The sequence below is a fragment of the Erwinia sp. Eh17-17 genome (assembly GCF_039675725.1).
GTDB lineage: Bacteria > Pseudomonadota > Gammaproteobacteria > Enterobacterales > Enterobacteriaceae > Erwinia.
Window position 1 is genome coordinate 48,700 of record NZ_JBDFQT010000008.1, and the last position, 16,011, is coordinate 64,710.

Annotated in this window: 16 protein-coding genes; 7 read left to right on the plus strand and 9 right to left on the minus strand. The window is 57.3% G+C overall.

Translation table 11 applies throughout. The annotated features are described in order from the left end of the window. The first annotated feature begins 120 nt into the window (after window positions 1-120). Together nrdD and nrdG are read left to right on the plus strand one after the other, a co-directional pair. On the plus strand, window positions 121-2,256 hold the full coding sequence (nrdD, locus tag ABEH87_RS17905) for an anaerobic ribonucleoside-triphosphate reductase (protein WP_346578297.1): 2,136 nt from the start codon (window positions 121-123) through the stop codon (window positions 2,254-2,256). Then, complete coding sequence (gene nrdG, locus ABEH87_RS17910; protein ID WP_346578298.1) at window positions 2,253-2,723, plus strand: anaerobic ribonucleoside-triphosphate reductase-activating protein; 471 nt, start codon at window positions 2,253-2,255, stop codon at window positions 2,721-2,723. Before nrdD ends, nrdG begins: the two co-directional genes overlap by 4 nt. Here the strand turns inward: nrdG and ABEH87_RS17915 are convergent. The 3 genes from ABEH87_RS17915 to ABEH87_RS17925 are packed head-to-tail and all read right to left on the minus strand — an operon-like array spanning window position 2,720 to window position 4,962. Continuing rightward, window positions 2,720-3,916, minus strand: coding sequence for a glutathionylspermidine synthase family protein (locus ABEH87_RS17915; RefSeq protein ID WP_346578300.1), 1,197 nt, complete (start codon window positions 3,914-3,916; stop codon window positions 2,720-2,722). The genes nrdG and ABEH87_RS17915 overlap by 4 nt on opposite strands. 2 nt (window positions 3,917-3,918) lie before the next feature. Continuing rightward, window positions 3,919-4,536, minus strand: a complete 618-nt coding sequence (locus ABEH87_RS17920) for a DUF1190 domain-containing protein (RefSeq protein ID WP_346578302.1) — start codon at window positions 4,534-4,536, stop codon at window positions 3,919-3,921. 27 nt (window positions 4,537-4,563) lie between these two features. Continuing rightward, complete coding sequence (locus ABEH87_RS17925; protein ID WP_346578304.1) at window positions 4,564-4,962, minus strand: DUF350 domain-containing protein; 399 nt, start codon at window positions 4,960-4,962, stop codon at window positions 4,564-4,566. 213 nt (window positions 4,963-5,175) lie between these two features. Between ABEH87_RS17925 and ABEH87_RS17930 the strand changes: the two genes are divergently transcribed. Beyond that, complete coding sequence (locus ABEH87_RS17930) at window positions 5,176-5,697, plus strand: type 1 glutamine amidotransferase domain-containing protein (RefSeq protein ID WP_346578306.1); 522 nt, start codon at window positions 5,176-5,178, stop codon at window positions 5,695-5,697. 106 nt (window positions 5,698-5,803) lie between these two features. Next, the gene (locus tag ABEH87_RS17935; protein ID WP_346578307.1) at window positions 5,804-6,109 is read left to right on the plus strand and encodes a GIY-YIG nuclease family protein; all 306 of its coding nucleotides are present in this window, start codon (window positions 5,804-5,806) and stop codon (window positions 6,107-6,109) included. Here ABEH87_RS17935 and ABEH87_RS17940 read toward each other — a convergent pair. Both ABEH87_RS17940 and ABEH87_RS17945 read right to left on the minus strand, forming a co-directional pair. Continuing rightward, complete coding sequence (locus tag ABEH87_RS17940) at window positions 6,096-6,599, minus strand: N-acetyltransferase (RefSeq protein ID WP_346578309.1); 504 nt, start codon at window positions 6,597-6,599, stop codon at window positions 6,096-6,098. The genes ABEH87_RS17935 and ABEH87_RS17940 overlap by 14 nt on opposite strands. Beyond that, a complete protein-coding gene (locus ABEH87_RS17945; protein ID WP_346578311.1) occupies window positions 6,593-7,120 on the minus strand; it encodes an SCP2 domain-containing protein in 528 nt (175 codons plus the stop codon). The genes ABEH87_RS17940 and ABEH87_RS17945 overlap by 7 nt, the downstream gene beginning before the upstream one ends. A 205-nt stretch (window positions 7,121-7,325) precedes the next feature. Between ABEH87_RS17945 and ABEH87_RS17950 the strand changes: the two genes are divergently transcribed. Together ABEH87_RS17950 and ABEH87_RS17955 are read left to right on the plus strand one after the other, a co-directional pair. Further along, on the plus strand, window positions 7,326-8,321 hold the full coding sequence (locus tag ABEH87_RS17950; protein ID WP_346578312.1) for a peptidase U32 family protein: 996 nt from the start codon (window positions 7,326-7,328) through the stop codon (window positions 8,319-8,321). 8 nt (window positions 8,322-8,329) lie between these two features. After that, window positions 8,330-9,208 (plus strand): U32 family peptidase, encoded by an 879-nt coding sequence (locus ABEH87_RS17955; RefSeq protein WP_346578473.1) that lies wholly within the window; start codon window positions 8,330-8,332, stop codon window positions 9,206-9,208. 85 nt (window positions 9,209-9,293) lie between these two features. Here the strand turns inward: ABEH87_RS17955 and ABEH87_RS17960 are convergent, their stop codons facing one another. The 3 genes from ABEH87_RS17960 to ABEH87_RS17970 are packed head-to-tail and all read right to left on the minus strand — an operon-like array spanning window position 9,294 to window position 12,510. Next, a complete protein-coding gene (locus ABEH87_RS17960; protein ID WP_346578313.1) occupies window positions 9,294-10,406 on the minus strand; it encodes an ABC transporter permease in 1,113 nt (370 codons plus the stop codon). After that, window positions 10,403-11,557: an ABC transporter permease gene (locus ABEH87_RS17965; protein ID WP_346578315.1), complete on the minus strand. Its 1,155-nt coding sequence runs from the start codon at window positions 11,555-11,557 to the stop codon at window positions 10,403-10,405. The genes ABEH87_RS17960 and ABEH87_RS17965 overlap by 4 nt, the downstream gene beginning before the upstream one ends. Next, window positions 11,539-12,510, minus strand: a complete 972-nt coding sequence (locus ABEH87_RS17970) for an efflux RND transporter periplasmic adaptor subunit (protein WP_346578317.1) — start codon at window positions 12,508-12,510, stop codon at window positions 11,539-11,541. The genes ABEH87_RS17965 and ABEH87_RS17970 overlap by 19 nt, the downstream gene beginning before the upstream one ends. Window positions 12,511-12,877: 367 nt before the next feature. Here ABEH87_RS17970 and ABEH87_RS17975 point away from each other — a divergent pair, with 367 nt between their 5' ends. Beyond that, entirely contained in the window at window positions 12,878-13,885 is a 1,008-nt protein-coding gene (locus tag ABEH87_RS17975; RefSeq protein WP_346578318.1) for a luciferase-like monooxygenase, read from the plus strand. Window positions 13,886-13,984: 99 nt separating this feature from the next. Here the strand turns inward: ABEH87_RS17975 and ABEH87_RS17980 are convergent, their stop codons facing one another. Next, the gene (locus ABEH87_RS17980; protein ID WP_346578319.1) at window positions 13,985-15,904 is read right to left on the minus strand and encodes a DEAD/DEAH family ATP-dependent RNA helicase; all 1,920 of its coding nucleotides are present in this window, start codon (window positions 15,902-15,904) and stop codon (window positions 13,985-13,987) included. Window positions 15,905-16,011 lie beyond the last annotated feature (107 nt).

A 16,011-nucleotide genomic window follows, 5' to 3' on the forward strand; every position in this document is an offset into this window, starting at 1 on the left:
ACACGGATGTTCTTTGCTGCAAATCAATAAAATCGCCATTATTCCACGCGCAAACACTACATATAGCGATTAACATAGCCATCGCAAACTACATATAGTCTTCCACACAGGAGAACAGCGGTGGCAACTCAGGTAATCAAACGGGACGGCTGTCAGGTCGCCTTCGATCCAGCGCGTATTAACGCGGCAATCCGCGCCGCCGCACAGGCCGCCAAAATTGACGATGACGATTACTGTGCCACCGCCGCCAGCCAGATTAGCGATCTGCTGACAACCCGCCCACATGTGGACATCGCCGAAGTGCAGCGGGCGGTGGAAAACCAGCTGATGGCGGGCCGCTATCCGCAGCTGGCGCGCCGCTATATTGAGTATCGTCACGACCGCGACGTGGCGCGTGAACTGCGCGGCCGGCTGAACCATGAAATTCGCGGTCTGATTGAGCAGAGTAACCCGGCGCTGCTGAACGAAAATGCCAATAAAGACAGCAAGGTGATCCCGACCCAGCGCGATCTGTTAGCCGGGATTGTGGCGAAACACTATGCGCGCCAGCATATCCTGCCGCGCGACGTGGTCAGCGCCCATGAGCGCGGTGAGATCCACTATCACGATCTCGACTACTCACCGTTTTTCCCAATGTTTAACTGTATGCTGATCGACCTGCGCGGCATGCTGACGCACGGCTTTAAGATGGGCAACGCCGAGATCGAACCGCCTAAGTCGATCTCGACGGCCACTGCCGTCACCGCGCAGATCATCGCACAGGTTGCCAGCCATATTTACGGCGGCACCACCATCAACCGTATCGACGAAGTGCTGGCCCCGTTTGTGGAGGCCAGCCTGGTGAAGCACCGTGCTACCGCACAGCAGTGGCAGGTCACGGATGTCGAAGCCTATGCCCGCTCGCGTACTGAAAAAGAGTGCTATGACGCCTTCCAGTCGCTGGAGTATGAAGTCAATACGCTGCATACCGCCAACGGTCAGACGCCGTTTGTCACCTTCGGGTTTGGTCTTGGCACCAGCTGGGCGGCGCGGCTGGTTCAGCAGTCCATTCTGCGCAACCGCATTGCCGGGCTGGGGAAAAATCACAAAACGGCGGTGTTCCCGAAACTGGTGTTTGCCATCAGGGACGGGCTGAACCGCTCGCCGGGCGAACCCAACTATGACATCAAACAGCTGGCGCTGGAGTGTGCCAGCAAGCGCATGTATCCCGATATCCTTAACTACGATCAGGTGGTGAAAGTCACCGGATCGTTTAAAACGCCGATGGGCTGCCGCAGCTTCCTCGGCGTGTATGAGGAGAACGGCGAGCAGATCCACGAGGGGCGCAACAATATCGGCGTGATCAGCCTTAACCTGCCGCGTATTGCGCTGGAGGTCCGGGGAGATGAAGAGCGCTTCTGGGCGCTGCTGGACCAGCGCCTGCTGCTGGCGAAAAAGGCGCTGATGACGCGCATTGCGCGGCTGGAAAATGTGAAAGCCCGCGTGGCACCGATCCTTTATATGGAGGGGGCCTGCGGGGTGCGTCTGAAAGCCGATGACCCGGTGGCCTCTATTTTCCGCAACGGCAGGGCGTCGATCTCTCTTGGCTATATCGGCATCCATGAAACGCTGAATGCGCTGAGCGGCGGTAGCGTTCATCCTTACGATGATGCGCAGCTGCGGGCAAAAGGTCTGGCGATTGTCACCCGCCTGCGCGCCGCCGTGGACGCCTGGAAAGAGGAAACCGGCTACGGCTTCAGCCTGTACAGTACGCCAAGCGAAAATCTGTGCGACCGCTTCTGCCGCCTCGATGCCGCCGAATTCGGCGTGGTGCCGGGCGTGACCGACAAAGGTTACTACACCAACAGCTTCCACCTCGACGTGGAGAAAAAGGTGAATCCGTACGATAAAATCGACTTTGAGGCCGCTTATCCTCCGGTCGCTAACGGCGGCTTTATCTGTTACGGCGAGTATCCCAACATTCAGCACAACCTGAAAGCGCTGGAAGACGTCTGGGATTACAGCTACAGCCGGGTGCCTTATTACGGCACCAATACGCCGATCGACGAGTGCTATGAGTGCGGTTTCACCGGCGAATTCGACTGCACCAGTAAAGGCTTTACCTGCCCGAAATGCGGCAATCATGACAGCACCCGCGTCTCTGTCACCCGCCGGGTGTGCGGCTATCTCGGCAGCCCGGATGCGCGACCGTTTAACGCCGGGAAACAGGAAGAGGTGAAACGCCGGGTGAAACATCTGCACAACGGTCAGCTATGAACATCCACCAGTATTATCCGGTAGATATCGTTAACGGCCCCGGTACGCGCTGTACGCTGTTTGTCTCCGGCTGCGAACACGAATGCCCCGGCTGCTATAACAAAAGCACCTGGCGGCTGAACTCCGGCGTACCGTTTACCATCGGGCAGGAAGAACAGCTGATTGCCGATCTGAACGATACGCGTATTCCGCGCCAGGGACTGTCGCTGTCCGGCGGTGACCCGCTGCATCCCGCCAATCTCGCTGATGTCGGGCGGCTGCTGCGCCGGGTCAGGCGCGAATGTGCAGGAAAGGATATCTGGATGTGGACCGGCTACCGGCTGGAGGCGTTAAGTGCGCAGCAGCAGCGTGTGGTGGCGGAGGTGGACGTGCTGATTGACGGAAAATACATTCAGGCGCTGAGAGACCCGGCGCTGCTGTGGCGCGGCAGCAGCAACCAGGTCATCCATCAGCTACGCGGAGCTTAACCGGCAATAAAATGGGGGATAAAACGCGAACTGTCTTTCGTGATGGGGCCGTTATCCTCGCGAATGCCGATGCCCGCCGCACTGTCCCCGACAATCCAGCTGCCAATCAGCGTGTGGTCGTTGCCGAAACGCGGTAGCGGTGCGCTGGCCTGCCAGATGCGCGGTTCATCGCCGTACTCTCCTGGTTCACTGGCCAGCGTCTGCCGGCCATCGCGATCGGCGTACAGCGTGATATTCGCCCCTTCGCGTGAGAACAGCGGCTTACTGACAAACCCCTGCCACTGGCTGCCCATCTCTTCCGCCAGCCGCCAGCCGGGTTTTTCCACTTCACCGGCAAACCAGGCCGGAAGAAGATTAGGGTGCCCGCGATGCCAACGCCACAGCAGCGGCAAAATCCCTTTGTTGCTGAGAACGGTTTTCCATAAGGGTTCGATCCACTGCTCGCGCCCCTTGCGCAGCAGCGGCCCGAACTCATCACGCAGCATCCACTCCAGCGGGTAGAGCTTGAAGGCCTGTTCGATCACCCGGTCCTGCATATCGGTCAGCACGCCGCCAACCCCCATCCCGATCTCTTCCAGAAAGAGAAATCGCGTCGCCAGACCCGCCTGTTTTGCGCAGTCTTCCAGATACTGTACCGTGCCGCGATCTTCCGCCGACCCCTGACAGCAGCAAAAATACAACGGGTGCTGATTGCGCCACAGGGCCAGCCGGGAAATCAGCTTTTCCTGCAGCGAATTAAACTGATCGGCATCATGCGGGACAGGCCCTTTTCCTGCCACATCGGTCAGCCACTGCCACTGAAAAAAGGCGGCCTCATACAGCGAAGTGGGCGTATCAGCATTATATTCCAGTAGCTTAACCGGCCCCTGACCACCCCAGCTGAAATCCATCCGCCCGTAGAGTGACGGTTCACGACGCTGCCAGCTGCGGGCAATCGCATCCCAGTAGAGCGGCGGGATTGCCAGCGCGGTCAGCAGCTCTTCGTCGCCGGTTACGCGATCCACCAGATCGAGACACATCTGGTGCAGCTCTTCGGTCGGCGCTTCAATATCCTGTTCAATCTGGCGCAGGGTAAAGCGATAAGCGCGGGTTTCATCCCAGTACACTTCATCGTCAATGATATGAAAGTTAAAACCGTAACGGGCGGCGATGGCGGGCAGGTCGCGCCGTGGGGCACAGGTAATGCGGATCACCGTCAGCCACCTGAACGGTGCGAGCCACCGCCAAAACCGCCGCGGGATACGGTACGTCCGCTGATGCTGTGTGAATCACTGGCGGAACGCGTCCAGCGCGTCTCGCTGTCCGGCGTTCTCAGCGCACTGCGGTCATCGCGATCGCGATAGAAGGCCCGCCCGCCGCCGTAGTAACCGCCCCCCGAAGAGGACGTGCCCTGCTGCTCTTCCTGCGGGCGTTTCCCCATTGAAAAGCCGGCCAGCAGCGGCAGAAACTGATGGCGAGCCAGGCTGTAATGGCAGTTACCAACGCCGTACCAGTTCTGACAGGCATAGCTGTCATCAAACGCCTGAGAGCTGGCATCCAGTTGCTCCTGCGCCGCCTGTTCCCGCGCCTCGCAGACTCTGACGGAGTAACCCGCCTGAACACACTCGTTACTATTGGCAAACAGGGTGTCTTTTTCACTTTTTTCATCGTGGCAGCTGTGCAGTATCGCCACTCCCGCACCGCCCATAATGGCCAGCGTCAGCCACGAGGGGCTTTTGCGCGGGGCTTTATCTAAAGCCACCCCGCGTGAATAAGATTTCAATTGCTCCGAACTTTTTACCGCTATCCTGGAACGGCGACGTTTCTTTTTCACGTAAACTGCATCCCTGCGTCAGGAGTTTTAGTAGGTCATACAGGCCGCATTAATAATGCCTCCGGCCAGGGAAACCCCGCCGAGGAACAGTCCGACAGCCAGATGGTTATCTTCAATGTGCTGGCTGATTTTCGGCATATAGATGCGCGCCAGGCCAAACACCAGCAGTTGAACGACCAGCGCCACCGCCCCCCATACGACATAGTCGACCAGGTTAACGGAGTTAATCGCCACGCTTGCCAGCGGAATAATATAACCTAAAAGTGCGCCAACAAACCCCAGAGATGCAGCAAGATTATTCTCTTTAATCAGACGCCATTCGTTATGTGGAGTGATGCGCGTGTAGATAAACAGAAATATCAGCACCATTGCACAGCTGGTTAAAAAGTAAGAGCCGAAAGCGAGTAACAGATGCAGCGTAGCCATGAAATCGTCCTGAATTAAGGGAGCTAAATAGGGGGATTATCATAAGGGGCTGTACAGGTAAACACCAGCAGGCTGCATCTTCTTTACCTTTCTGTGCCCCTGCATTTCCCGAAAAATCATGAACCTATAAATTTACCGGCTGTACCGGGTTGATTTTCAGTGTCAGTGAACCACACTTATCCCCGCTCTCAACAAAAGCTGACAGGAGGAAATATGAGCAAGAAGATTGCGGTGCTGATCACCGATGAATTTGAAGACTCAGAATTTACTTCTCCCGCAGGGGCCTATACCAAAGCCGGTCATCAGGTGGTGACGATTGATACTGAAGCGGGTAAAACCATTACCGGTAAACAGGGTCAGGCGACGGTGACGATTGATAAAGCCATCGATGATGTTCATCCGGCAGAATTTGATGCGCTGCTGCTGCCCGGAGGCCACTCGCCGGATACGCTACGCGGCGACGATCGGTTCGTTGAATTTACCCAAGCCTTTGTTGCGCTGGGTAAGCCGGTCTTTGCCATCTGCCACGGCCAGCAGCTGCTGATCAGTGCGAATGCGGTACGCGGACGCAAAATGACCACGGTGAAGCCGGTGGTGATTGATTTGAAAAATGCCGGTGCCGATTTTTATGACGAAGAGGTGGTTGTCGATAACGACAGGCTGGTGACCAGCCGGACGCCGGACGACCTGCCCGCTTTTAATCGTGAATCTCTGCGTATTCTGAACGCGTCCTGATGCTGTACCAGGCCAGCTGCGGCTGGCCTGTTTCCTCTTCTGAGATTCCCGCTACCCTCCAATATGCGCTAAAGTAGCCCCATCACTGTCTGAACCGGAAAGCGCTATGAGTTCTGCTACATCTGCCGACTGGCGTCTTTATATTCTGCGAACCGCCGGCGGGATGCTGTACACCGGCATTACCAATGATGTGGAACGACGCGTTGCCCAGCATCAGAGCGGAAAAGGCGCGAAGGCGCTGCGCGGTAAAGGGCCGCTGGAGCTGATGTATCACTGTGAGGCAGGGGATCGATCGCTGGCGTCTAAGCTGGAATATCAGGTCAAGCAGCTGAAAAAGCCGCAGAAGATCAGGCTGGTCGAACACCAGCCTGTCTCATTAGAACAGTGGCTTGCCGCGCTCAGAAACGGTTAAACGGCGCAGAAAACGCGATACGCCCTTCCACTTCGCTAAACGCATCATCTGCCAGTTTGTACACCTGGAAAGCCGCTTCGCTGCCCTCCCAGCGGCAGTGCAGCTGATGACGGGCAGCCGGTTCAAAGCCATAAGGCCCGAAGTAGGCCGGGTCGCCCAGTACCACGACGGCGGCATAGCCAAACTCATTCAGGGTATCGAGCCCCTCATAAATAAGCTGCTTGCCCACGCCCTGCCTGCGCACGCTTTCGTCTACCACCAGCGGCGCCAGACCCACCCACTGTTTATCTTCATCGTTGAGAGTGACGGGGCTGAAGGCGGCGTAGCCGAGCACCTGACCTTCATCATCGGTCGCCACCACGCCGAGGGTGAGCAACCCGTCTTCACGGAGTTGCTGAACCAGCTCAGCTTCTGCTGCGGTCGGAAAACTGCGACGCAGCAGGCTGTCGATGCTCGCTGCATCGATACCAATTTCTGAACGAATTAACATGTTGCACCTGCGCGACCCGCCGGGGAAATCGCGTCCTCTTTGATTCCGGCCTCAACAAAATCAGCCAGTTGCATAAGTCCGATGCGCAGCGGCGTCGGCATGGATTCCAGATCAATCGCGTCCATCAGGTTTTTCACTTCCAGACCCAGCTCGGTATCACCTTCAATCAGGAGGCGGCGCTGGAAGAACAGCGTATCCGGATCCTGCCTGCGGGCAGCTATCAACAACAGATCGTTGGCATTGCCGCGAAACCAGACATCGGCGTCTTCGCGACTGGCAACCTGAAGTTGCCCCTGCTCCAGCGTGATTGACCAACGCAGCCCGAGATCCGTGACCTCGACCCCAAGCCAGCGCCCCTCAAGGAAGTCCAGCTCACCTTCAGCCAGTGCCTGCTGAAACTGCCAGCGTAACAGCGCCCGCAACAGCGGCTTCTTCACGGCAAACGGGGTAAGCCGGAGCGGGAAGCGCAGCAGCTGCGGCCCTTTTCGGACGCAGTGGGTGCGTAGTGGGTTCAACACCATTATTACTCCTTACGAATAAATTTCAGCTATTTTGCCACATCAGCAAAATGCGTCTGACGGCTGGATCAACAAAGTGTGCGAACTACAGGAGTTTTATCAGGGAATCTGAATCCCATCAATACGCCATTAGCTGCCTTAAATCAAAATTTGTCACCGTCTTCCTCACTAAACTCATCAACTCTTCTGATTAGTTGGACCGACCCTTATGGAACTTCTCTGCCCGGCCGGAAATCTTCCGGCACTGAAGGCGGCTATCGAAAATGGTGCCGACGCGGTGTATATCGGCCTGAAAGATGAGACCAACGCCCGCCACTTCGCGGGCCTGAACTTCACCGATAAACGCCTGCAGGAGGCGGCACGCTACGTCCACCAGCGTAAGCGCAAACTGCACGTCGCGATTAACACCTTTGCCCACCCCGACGGCTATGTGCGCTGGCAGCGCGCCGTGGATATGGCGGCCGAGGCCGGCGCCGATGCCTTAATCCTGGCAGATATTGCCATACTGGCGTATGCCGCTGAAAAATATCCTCATATCGAACGCCATGTTTCGGTGCAGGCCTCCGCCACCAATGCGGCCGCCGTGCGTTTCTACCAGCGTAACTTTGAGGTATCCCGCGTGGTATTGCCGCGTGTGCTGTCGATGCACCAGGTGCGCCAGCTGGCGCGCGATACCCCGGTTCCGCTGGAAGTGTTTGCTTTTGGCAGCCTGTGCATTATGGCGGAAGGCCGCTGCTACCTCTCCTCATACCTGACCGGTGAATCCCCTAATACCGTGGGAGCCTGCTCTCCCGCACGTTTTGTTCGCTGGCAGCAAACGCCGGCCGGGCTGGAGTCGCGGCTGAATGAAGTGCTGATTGACCGTTATGACGCCGGAGAAAACGCGGGATATCCCACGCTGTGTAAGGGCCGTTATAAGGTTGACGAAGCGCACTATCATGCCCTGGAGGAGCCCACCAGCCTGAACACGCTGGCGCTGTTGCCTGAGCTGATGGCGGCAAATATCGTCTCCGTCAAAATCGAAGGACGTCAACGCAGCCCGGCTTATGTTGAGCAGGTCGCGCGGATCTGGCGTCAGGCTATCGACCGCTGTAAAGCTGACCCCGACCATTTCACCGCACATCCTCAGTGGATGGCGGCGCTCAGTGCGCTCAGTGAGGGTACGCAGACAACACTCGGCGCTTATCACCGCCAGTGGCAGTAGGAGGAATGATGAAATACTCACTGGGGCCGGTACTGTGGTACTGGCCGAAAGAAACGCTGGCGGCATTTTATCAGGCCGCAGCCACCAGCGAAGCGGATGTGATCTATCTGGGTGAGTCGGTATGCAGCAAGCGCCGCGCCACCAAAAGCGGGGACTGGCTCAGCATGGCTAAGTCGCTGGCAGACGCCGGGAAACAGGTGGTGCTCAGTACTCTGGCGCTGGTGCAGTCCCCTTCCGAGCTGACGGAACTCAAGCGCTATATCGATAACGGTGAGTTTCTTATCGAAGCCAACGATGTGGGTGCAGTGACGCTGGCTAACGAAGCCGGCATACCGTTTGTTGCCGGGCCTGCGCTCAACGTCTATAACGGCGTTGCGCTGCAGCTTCTGTTGAAAATGGGTATGACTCGCTGGTGTATGCCGGTCGAATTGTCGCGTGACTGGCTGGAACAGCTGCTGAAGCAGTGCGAAGAACTGGGCATTCGCCGGCAGTTTGAAGTGGAGGTCCTGAGCTACGGCCATCTGCCGCTGGCCTGGTCTGCACGCTGCTTTACTGCCCGTTCTGAAAACCGCAGCAAAGATGAGTGCCAGACCTGCTGTATTGATTATCCTCAGGGACGACCGGTACGCACTCAGGAAAACCAGCAGGTGTTCGTGCTAAACGGCATTCAGACCATGAGCGGTAGCTGTTACAACCTGGGCAATGATCTGATCTCCATGCAGGGGCTGGTAGATATCGTGCGCCTTTCCCCTGAGGATGCAGGGACACTGGCGATGATTCAACAGTTCCGGGCTAATGAAACCGGCCATCAGCCGCTGAAGATCACCGCTGCCGATGATTGTAATGGCTACTGGCGCAGGGTGGCAGGATTAGAGCTGGTGAATTGACCGGGTACGTAACGGGCGAGGCATGCCCCGCCCCACGAGAGTCCTGCCGCATCCTGCCGGGAGAAGCCACTCCCATCTTGCACCGTTAATGGCGGCGGTCGAGATACTCGCAGAATTTTTTTACCCCAATCCCCAGCGAGGTATAAAACACGGCCATAAGGAGCAGCATGACCACATCTTCACTGACTTCGTACAGCGGCAGCCCCATCTGATTCACCCCGGCGATCATCCGCGTTGCCCAGGTCGACGGCAGCATCATGGAAATGCCGCGCACCCAGTCCGGCATTGACTGTACTGGCCACAGCGTGCCGGAGAGGTAATAAACCGGCGTGGTGATAAACGACAGGGAGAAATAGATACGCTCCACCTCGCGCAGACACTCCGTCACCAGTTTCGCCAGGCCCAGTACCGCCAGCTGGAACGGCAGCGTCAGCATCAGCAACTCCGGGATACTGGCCGTCTGTCGGTAACCCAGTACCCAGGGCCAGAGAACAAACAGCACGATAGAGAGAAAGAGCCAGATCGGTATCAGCGCGGATAAGGTCCCCAGCGTCACGGACAACGGCAGGGTTCCCTTGCTGCGCAGGCTCATACTGACCCGCACTCCAGCAATCAGCAGCGAATGCTGCAACAGCATCACCAGCAGACCCGGAAAGACAATCGCGGCAAAGCTGATTCCGGGATTGAAAACATCGATGGTCTGACCGATAAACGGCGTCATGAGCACAGATGCCTGCTGTTTGCTGAAGCCCTGCATCATCATCAGCTGCGTTTTGTAGCCTGCCAGCACCTGCTGCCAGGCCGCCATCACATCCTGCTGGATCTGCCCGTTGGCCAGACGGTTGGTCGCATCACCGTACACCGGCAGGGTTACCTCCTTTCCTGCCAGTATTTTCTGTTCCATATCTTCCGGCAGAATGATCACCGCAAACAGCTTTCTCAGGCCGAGATCGCTCAGGGCCTGCGGCAGGTTTTCATAGGCCTGTGTGGTGATCTTTGGCGTGGCATCAAGCTGACGCATCATCATCCTGCTGCCCGGACTGTGGTCCATATCGATGACCGCAACCGGCAGGTCCCAGACGCTGCGATTCAGGTAGACGGTACTCATCAGACACAGCGAGCACAGCAGCATCATCCACATCGGCTTTTGCAGCAACGAGGTGAGGGTAGTAACGAATGACTGCCACCACAGCTTCACGGCGACGCCTCCGGATTTTTCAGGCGCACAAAGAGGCGCTTGCGCACCAGCAGTGCGGTCACCACGGGGTAAATCAACAGAATCAGACAGACGCTTGCAATGGGCTTAACCGGTACATCACGCAGGAACAAATCAAACAGGGCATACAGTGCATGCGTCAGGGGTTCTATCTGCGAGATCAGCTGAGCGGGCCACGGCATTGACAGCGCAGGCATTGCCATACCCGAAAACGTAAACGCCAGCCCCACTAAAATGCCGATCATCATATAGGCTGAGATCGCGCTGGCAGTGAAGGTAAACAGCAAAATACCCAGACTTTGCGCAGCCATGATGTAGAAAAAACAGACGCAGAGGATGTAGAAGGGATTGCCTACCACGCGCGCACTGAATACCCCCACCAGTAAGGCAATTTCCGTTAACAGCAGCGCGGTATAGCACAGGGTGTAGGGCGCCAGTTTGCCCAGCAGCGCCATGCCAAAATAGCGCTGAAAGATCAGCGGCCGGCTGCGGGCCAGTACGTAGATCATGCAGGTCACGGCAAACAGCTGCGCCATATGGATGCTGGCACCAAACTGCTGATAGTAAATATAGCTGCCGCTGGCATTAAACAGACTGTCATAAGCCAGCGAGGCGTTGGGCAGCGCAGGCATCGGCCGCCCGGCCGCTGCCGCCAGCACGGGCTGATACTGCGTATTCAGCGTGCTCACCAGTCCGGCGAAATCCTGGGTTGCGTAAAATCCTGCGCCATAAAACAGCGCATTATAGTAGAGCGTGACGCGCGGCTGACGGCCCGCCAGCGTGTCGGCTTCAAAAAAGGGTGGGACCACCAGAACCGCATAGGCCTTTGCCTGACGTAGCTGTTCCAGCGCGGCGGACTCACCGCCATCGCTCTGACTGACATCGGCGTGTGAGCCGGCATTCAGATTGCGGATCAGCGTGCGCGAGAGCGTGCTGTGATCATTATCTACCGCCGCCACCGGCAAATTCATCAGCGATCCCTCGGAGAAATCGCTGGCAATTAAGGCGAACAGCAGCAGCGGAAAACACCAGCCGAGCCAGTGAAAAACCGGCTTGCGCCAGGCAACCCGGATCTCACGATTGAAGGAGTGGCTAAATGCCCGCAGCCCACCGGCTACCGTTTCCATGACCATAGAGCACTCATTCCCTGGCGTAAGCCTTCAACGGGCGTTAATGGATAAAGCCGGACCTCAAAGGTTTTCAGGTCAAAATCCCCGGTGGCCCGCGTGGCGCGCTTGGTGGCATAATCACCAAGCGGGGCGATGTAACGCACTTCGGCCTCAACAACACGGTTATCCAGCGCCGGAACGCGGATTTTTATCCTGTCGCCTTTATGCACATGGGCGAGGATATCCTCACGCAAATCAAAGGTGAACCAGGCGGTGGGCAGCTTGATCAGCGTCAGCAGCGGACTGCCCGCATTCAGCAGCTCCCCACGCTCTGCCGGTATCGGCCCGACCTCTCCCGCCACCGGCGCACACACGGTCAGTTCATCGGTCTGGGCTTTGATTTCCAGCAGGTTTTGCTCTGCCTGACGCAGTTGCGCCGCGTAGGCCTGGCGCTGCTCAACCCGATCGCCGTTCTTCCCCTCGTCCAGATTGGCTTTGGCTGCCTGCACCTGCTGCCAGGCACTGTCGCGAGCCTGACGGGCGTTATCCAGCTGCTCAGCGGAAATATAGCCTTTCTGCGCTACGCTGAGATCGCGCTGCCACGTCGCCTGCGCATCACGATAAGTCGCCTGCGCCTGCTGTAACATGGCCTGCAGATTACGCAGAGTTTCTTCACGGGTGCCGTGCAGGGAGAGATCTAAGGTGGCCTGGGCCTGGTCACGCGCCGCTTCTGCGGCTTTCAGCTGGGCAATCAGCTCAGGCGCATCCAGCACGATCAACGGCTGCCCGACCGTAACATCATCGCCCCGCCGCACCCGCTTATCCATTACGCGTCCTTTCGCTTTCGAAGAGACAATGACCTCAGTTGCATCGACTTCGCCCTGCAACAGCAGGTCGTGATTATGGGCGCGAAACAGTACCGCCAGGCCGATGCCCAGGACGATTATAAGGAGGGTAAAAAAGACGCTTTTTTTCATAGGAAAACCTCTGAAATCATGAATTTCAGAGTGTTACAGAGGCAGGGCATTGCTATATCCTTCGCAAAGAAAGTCCAGGTTAGCAGCAATATACTCGCTCTGAAGTGGCGAATTTTGTTGTTTAACCACTTTTTCCTCAGGGTTTTTACTCCCCCCTGCCCGGATAATGCAGTTTTAATCTGTCTGTAGTTGGGTAATAATTTCATTAACTAGCAGCCTAATTAACGGCGGCCAGTCTGGTTTATTGCCTGCGCTGAGCCCCGGTTGGGCAAAAGTGCTGCGAACGGACAATCACAGGGGCAACAGATCCCGTAGCCTGTCATTTTCACATTGGCGCAGTGTCGGCCGTTAGACAAAGTGAGCAACTATGCCTGATAAGAAAAATGTACCGTTGTCGGTACTCGACCTTGCCCCCATTCCACTGGGCGCATCGGCGCGCGATGCGTTTCACAATTCACTCTCGCTGGCGCAGCAGTCTGAGAAACTCGGTTTCCATCGCTACTGGCTGGCGGAACACCACAATATGACCGGGATTGCCAGCGCGGCGACCTCGGTGCTGATTGGCTACCTGGCGGCCAATACGCAGACTCTGCGTCTGGGATCGGGGGGCGTGATGCTGCCCAACCACTCCCCGCTGGTGATCGCGGAGCAGTTCGGCACGCTGGAGTCGCTGTATCCTGGCCGTATCGATCTGGGTCTTGGCCGCGCGCCGGGGTCCGATCAGCGCACAATGATGGCCCTGCGTCGCCATATGGCGGGGCATGTGGATAACTTCCCTGCCGATGTCGCCGAGCTGATCGGCTGGTTTGATCACGCTGGGCAAGAGATGCCCGCCGTGCAGCCTGTGCCGGGAACCGGGCTGAAGATACCGGTCTGGCTGCTCGGTTCCAGCCTTTACAGCGCACAGCTCGCCGCGCAGCTCGGTCTGCCGTTTGCTTTCGCCTCCCACTTCGCGCCGGACATGCTGTTGCAGGCGCTGCATTTATACCGCGAAAACTTCAAGCCTTCTGCACGTCTCGACAAACCCTACGCGATGGTGTGCGTCAACGTGGTTGCCGCCGACAGCGAGCGCGATGCGCGCTTCCTGTTTACCTCCATGCAGCAGCAGTTCATCAATCTGCGTCGGGGTAAGCCTGGTCCGCTTCCGGCTCCGGTGGAAAATATGGATAACCTGTGGTCACCGTCCGAGCAATACGGCGTGCAGCAGGCATTAAGTATGTCGGTGATAGGCGATAAGGAGAAGGTTCGTCAGGGGCTGGCAGCGCTGATGCGCGAAACGCAGGCGGATGAGGTGATGGTCAACGGACAGATCTTTGATACTCAGGCACGGCTCTACTCCTTTGAGCTGGCGATGCAGGCGCATCAGTCATTGTAATAATGGCTGGCGTATCAGGCGATGCCTGCCCCGCCTCCGGGTAAACGGCAGGCATAAAAAAACCAGCCCGAAGGCTGGTTTTTTATTGGGCATCAGTGATTACGCATCACGACGACGGGTAGGTGCTGCGCCGCCTTCAGTGCGTGGGCCACGAGCAGGTGCGCCTGAGCGACGCTCGCCGCCACGGTCGTTGCTGAAACGACGACCGCCTTCAGCACCACCGCGTGGAGCTCCGCCTTCACGGCCAGCACCGGCACCGAAACCACCACGTGCAGGGCCGCCCGGACGACGTTCGCCGCCACGGTCATTGCTGCGTGGCTGTGCATCACCAATCAGCTGCATATTCATCGGCTTGTTCAGAATACGCGTACGGGTGAAGTGTGACAGAACATCGCCCGGCATGCCTTTTGGCAGTTCGATAGTAGAGTGAGTACCGAACAGCTTGATGTTACCGATATAGCGGCTGCTGATGTCGCCTTCGTTCGCGATAGCGCCAACGATATGACGAACTTCAACACCGTCATCACGGCCCACTTCAATGCGGTACACTTCCATATCGCCAACGTCACGACGTTCACGACGTGGACGGTCGCCTTCAGGACGTGCTTCACGCGGTTCACGTGGACCACGATCAGGACGGTCACCACGGCGCTCTGGACGCTCATCACGGTCACGGAACTGGCTGCGTGGACGCTGTGGCGCGTCAGCCGGTACGATCAGTGGACGTTCACCCTGTGCCATTTTCAGCAGTGCTGCGGCCAGTGTTTCGATGTCCAGCTCTTCTTCAGGCTGCATTTTAGCCAGCAGAGCACGGTACTGCTCCAGATCGCTGCTTTCCAGCTGCTGCTGAACTTTAGCAGCAAACTTAGCCAGACGACGCTCACCCAGCAGTTCTGCGTTTGGCAGCTCTACTTCTGGAATGGTCAGCTTCATAGTGCGTTCAATGTTACGCAGCAGACGACGCTCACGGTTCTCAACGAACAGCAGAGCGCGGCCCGCACGGCCCGCACGACCGGTACGGCCGATACGGTGAACGTAGGATTCTGCGTCCATCGGGATGTCGTAGTTAACAACCAGGCTGATGCGCTCAACGTCCAGGCCACGGGCCGCAACGTCGGTGGCAATCAGGATGTCCAGACGACCATCTTTCAGGCGCTCCAGGGTCTGCTCACGCAGTGCCTGGTTCATGTCACCGTTCAGTGCCGCACTGTTGTAACCGCTGCGCTCCAGCGCTTCAGCCACTTCCAGCGTTGCATTTTTGGTACGCACGAAGATGATGGCAGCATCAAAGTCTTCTGATTCCAGGAAGCGGGTCAGAGCATCCGTTTTACGGCCGTAAGCAGTCCAGTAGCTCTGGCTGATGTCCGGACGTGTGGTCATGCTTGACTGGATACGCACTTCCTGCGGGTCTTTCATAAAGCGCTTGGTGATACGACGAATCGCTTCTGGCATGGTGGCAGAGAACAGAGCAGTCTGATGATTGTCTGGGATCTGAGCCATGATAGTTTCAACGTCTTCGATGAAGCCCATACGCAGCATTTCATCGGCTTCGTCCAGCACCAGGCCGCGCAGGTTAGACAGATCTAACGTGCCGCGTTTCAGGTGGTCAAGCAGACGACCAGGTGTACCCACAACAACCTGTGGTCCCTGGCGCAGAGCGCGCAGCTGCACGTCATAACGCTGGCCGCCGTACAGGGCCACGACGTTAAGACCGCGCATATGTTTAGCGAATTCGGTCATCGCTTCAGCTACCTGAACCGCCAGTTCGCGGGTCGGTGCCAGCACCAGGATCTGTGGTGCTTTAACGGTTGGGTCAATGTTGTGTAATAACGGCAGCGAGAATGCTGCGGTTTTGCCACTCCCGGTTTGCGCCATACCCAGCACATCACGGCCAGCCAGCAGATGAGGAATACACTCAAGCTGGATTGGGGAAGGCTTCACGTAGCCCATGCCGGTCAGTGATTCGAGGAGGTCGGCGTTCAGGCCGAGGTCAGCAAAAGTAGTTTGGATATCAGTCATGTAGTACACGTGCCTCTTAGATTGCGGCGGCCAGTCTACATAACTCGTCGTGAAAATTTTCAGTCATTTTCATCAAAAAGTGTGAACCGGCTCAAATTAGTGGTTTT

What these genes read in the sequence shown, in the direction of transcription:
- ABEH87_RS17935 (WP_346578307.1), top strand. Translation starts at nt 5,804, where the DNA reads ATGAGTTCTGCTACATCTGCCGACTGGCGTCTTTATATTCTGCGAACC.
- nrdG (WP_346578298.1), top strand. Translation starts at nt 2,253, where the DNA reads ATGAACATCCACCAGTATTATCCGGTAGATATCGTTAACGGCCCCGGT.
- ABEH87_RS17970 (WP_346578317.1), bottom strand. Translation starts at nt 12,510, where the DNA reads ATGAAAAAAAGCGTCTTTTTTACCCTCCTTATAATCGTCCTGGGCATC.
- ABEH87_RS17940 (WP_346578309.1), bottom strand. Translation starts at nt 6,599, where the DNA reads ATGTTAATTCGTTCAGAAATTGGTATCGATGCAGCGAGCATCGACAGC.
- ABEH87_RS17955 (WP_346578473.1), top strand. Translation starts at nt 8,330, where the DNA reads ATGAAATACTCACTGGGGCCGGTACTGTGGTACTGGCCGAAAGAAACG.
- ABEH87_RS17925 (WP_346578304.1), bottom strand. Translation starts at nt 4,962, where the DNA reads ATGGCTACGCTGCATCTGTTACTCGCTTTCGGCTCTTACTTTTTAACC.
- ABEH87_RS17980 (WP_346578319.1), bottom strand. Translation starts at nt 15,904, where the DNA reads ATGACTGATATCCAAACTACTTTTGCTGACCTCGGCCTGAACGCCGAC.
- ABEH87_RS17930 (WP_346578306.1), top strand. Translation starts at nt 5,176, where the DNA reads ATGAGCAAGAAGATTGCGGTGCTGATCACCGATGAATTTGAAGACTCA.
- ABEH87_RS17975 (WP_346578318.1), top strand. Translation starts at nt 12,878, where the DNA reads ATGCCTGATAAGAAAAATGTACCGTTGTCGGTACTCGACCTTGCCCCC.
- ABEH87_RS17965 (WP_346578315.1), bottom strand. Translation starts at nt 11,557, where the DNA reads ATGGTCATGGAAACGGTAGCCGGTGGGCTGCGGGCATTTAGCCACTCC.
- ABEH87_RS17945 (WP_346578311.1), bottom strand. Translation starts at nt 7,120, where the DNA reads ATGGTGTTGAACCCACTACGCACCCACTGCGTCCGAAAAGGGCCGCAG.
- ABEH87_RS17950 (WP_346578312.1), top strand. Translation starts at nt 7,326, where the DNA reads ATGGAACTTCTCTGCCCGGCCGGAAATCTTCCGGCACTGAAGGCGGCT.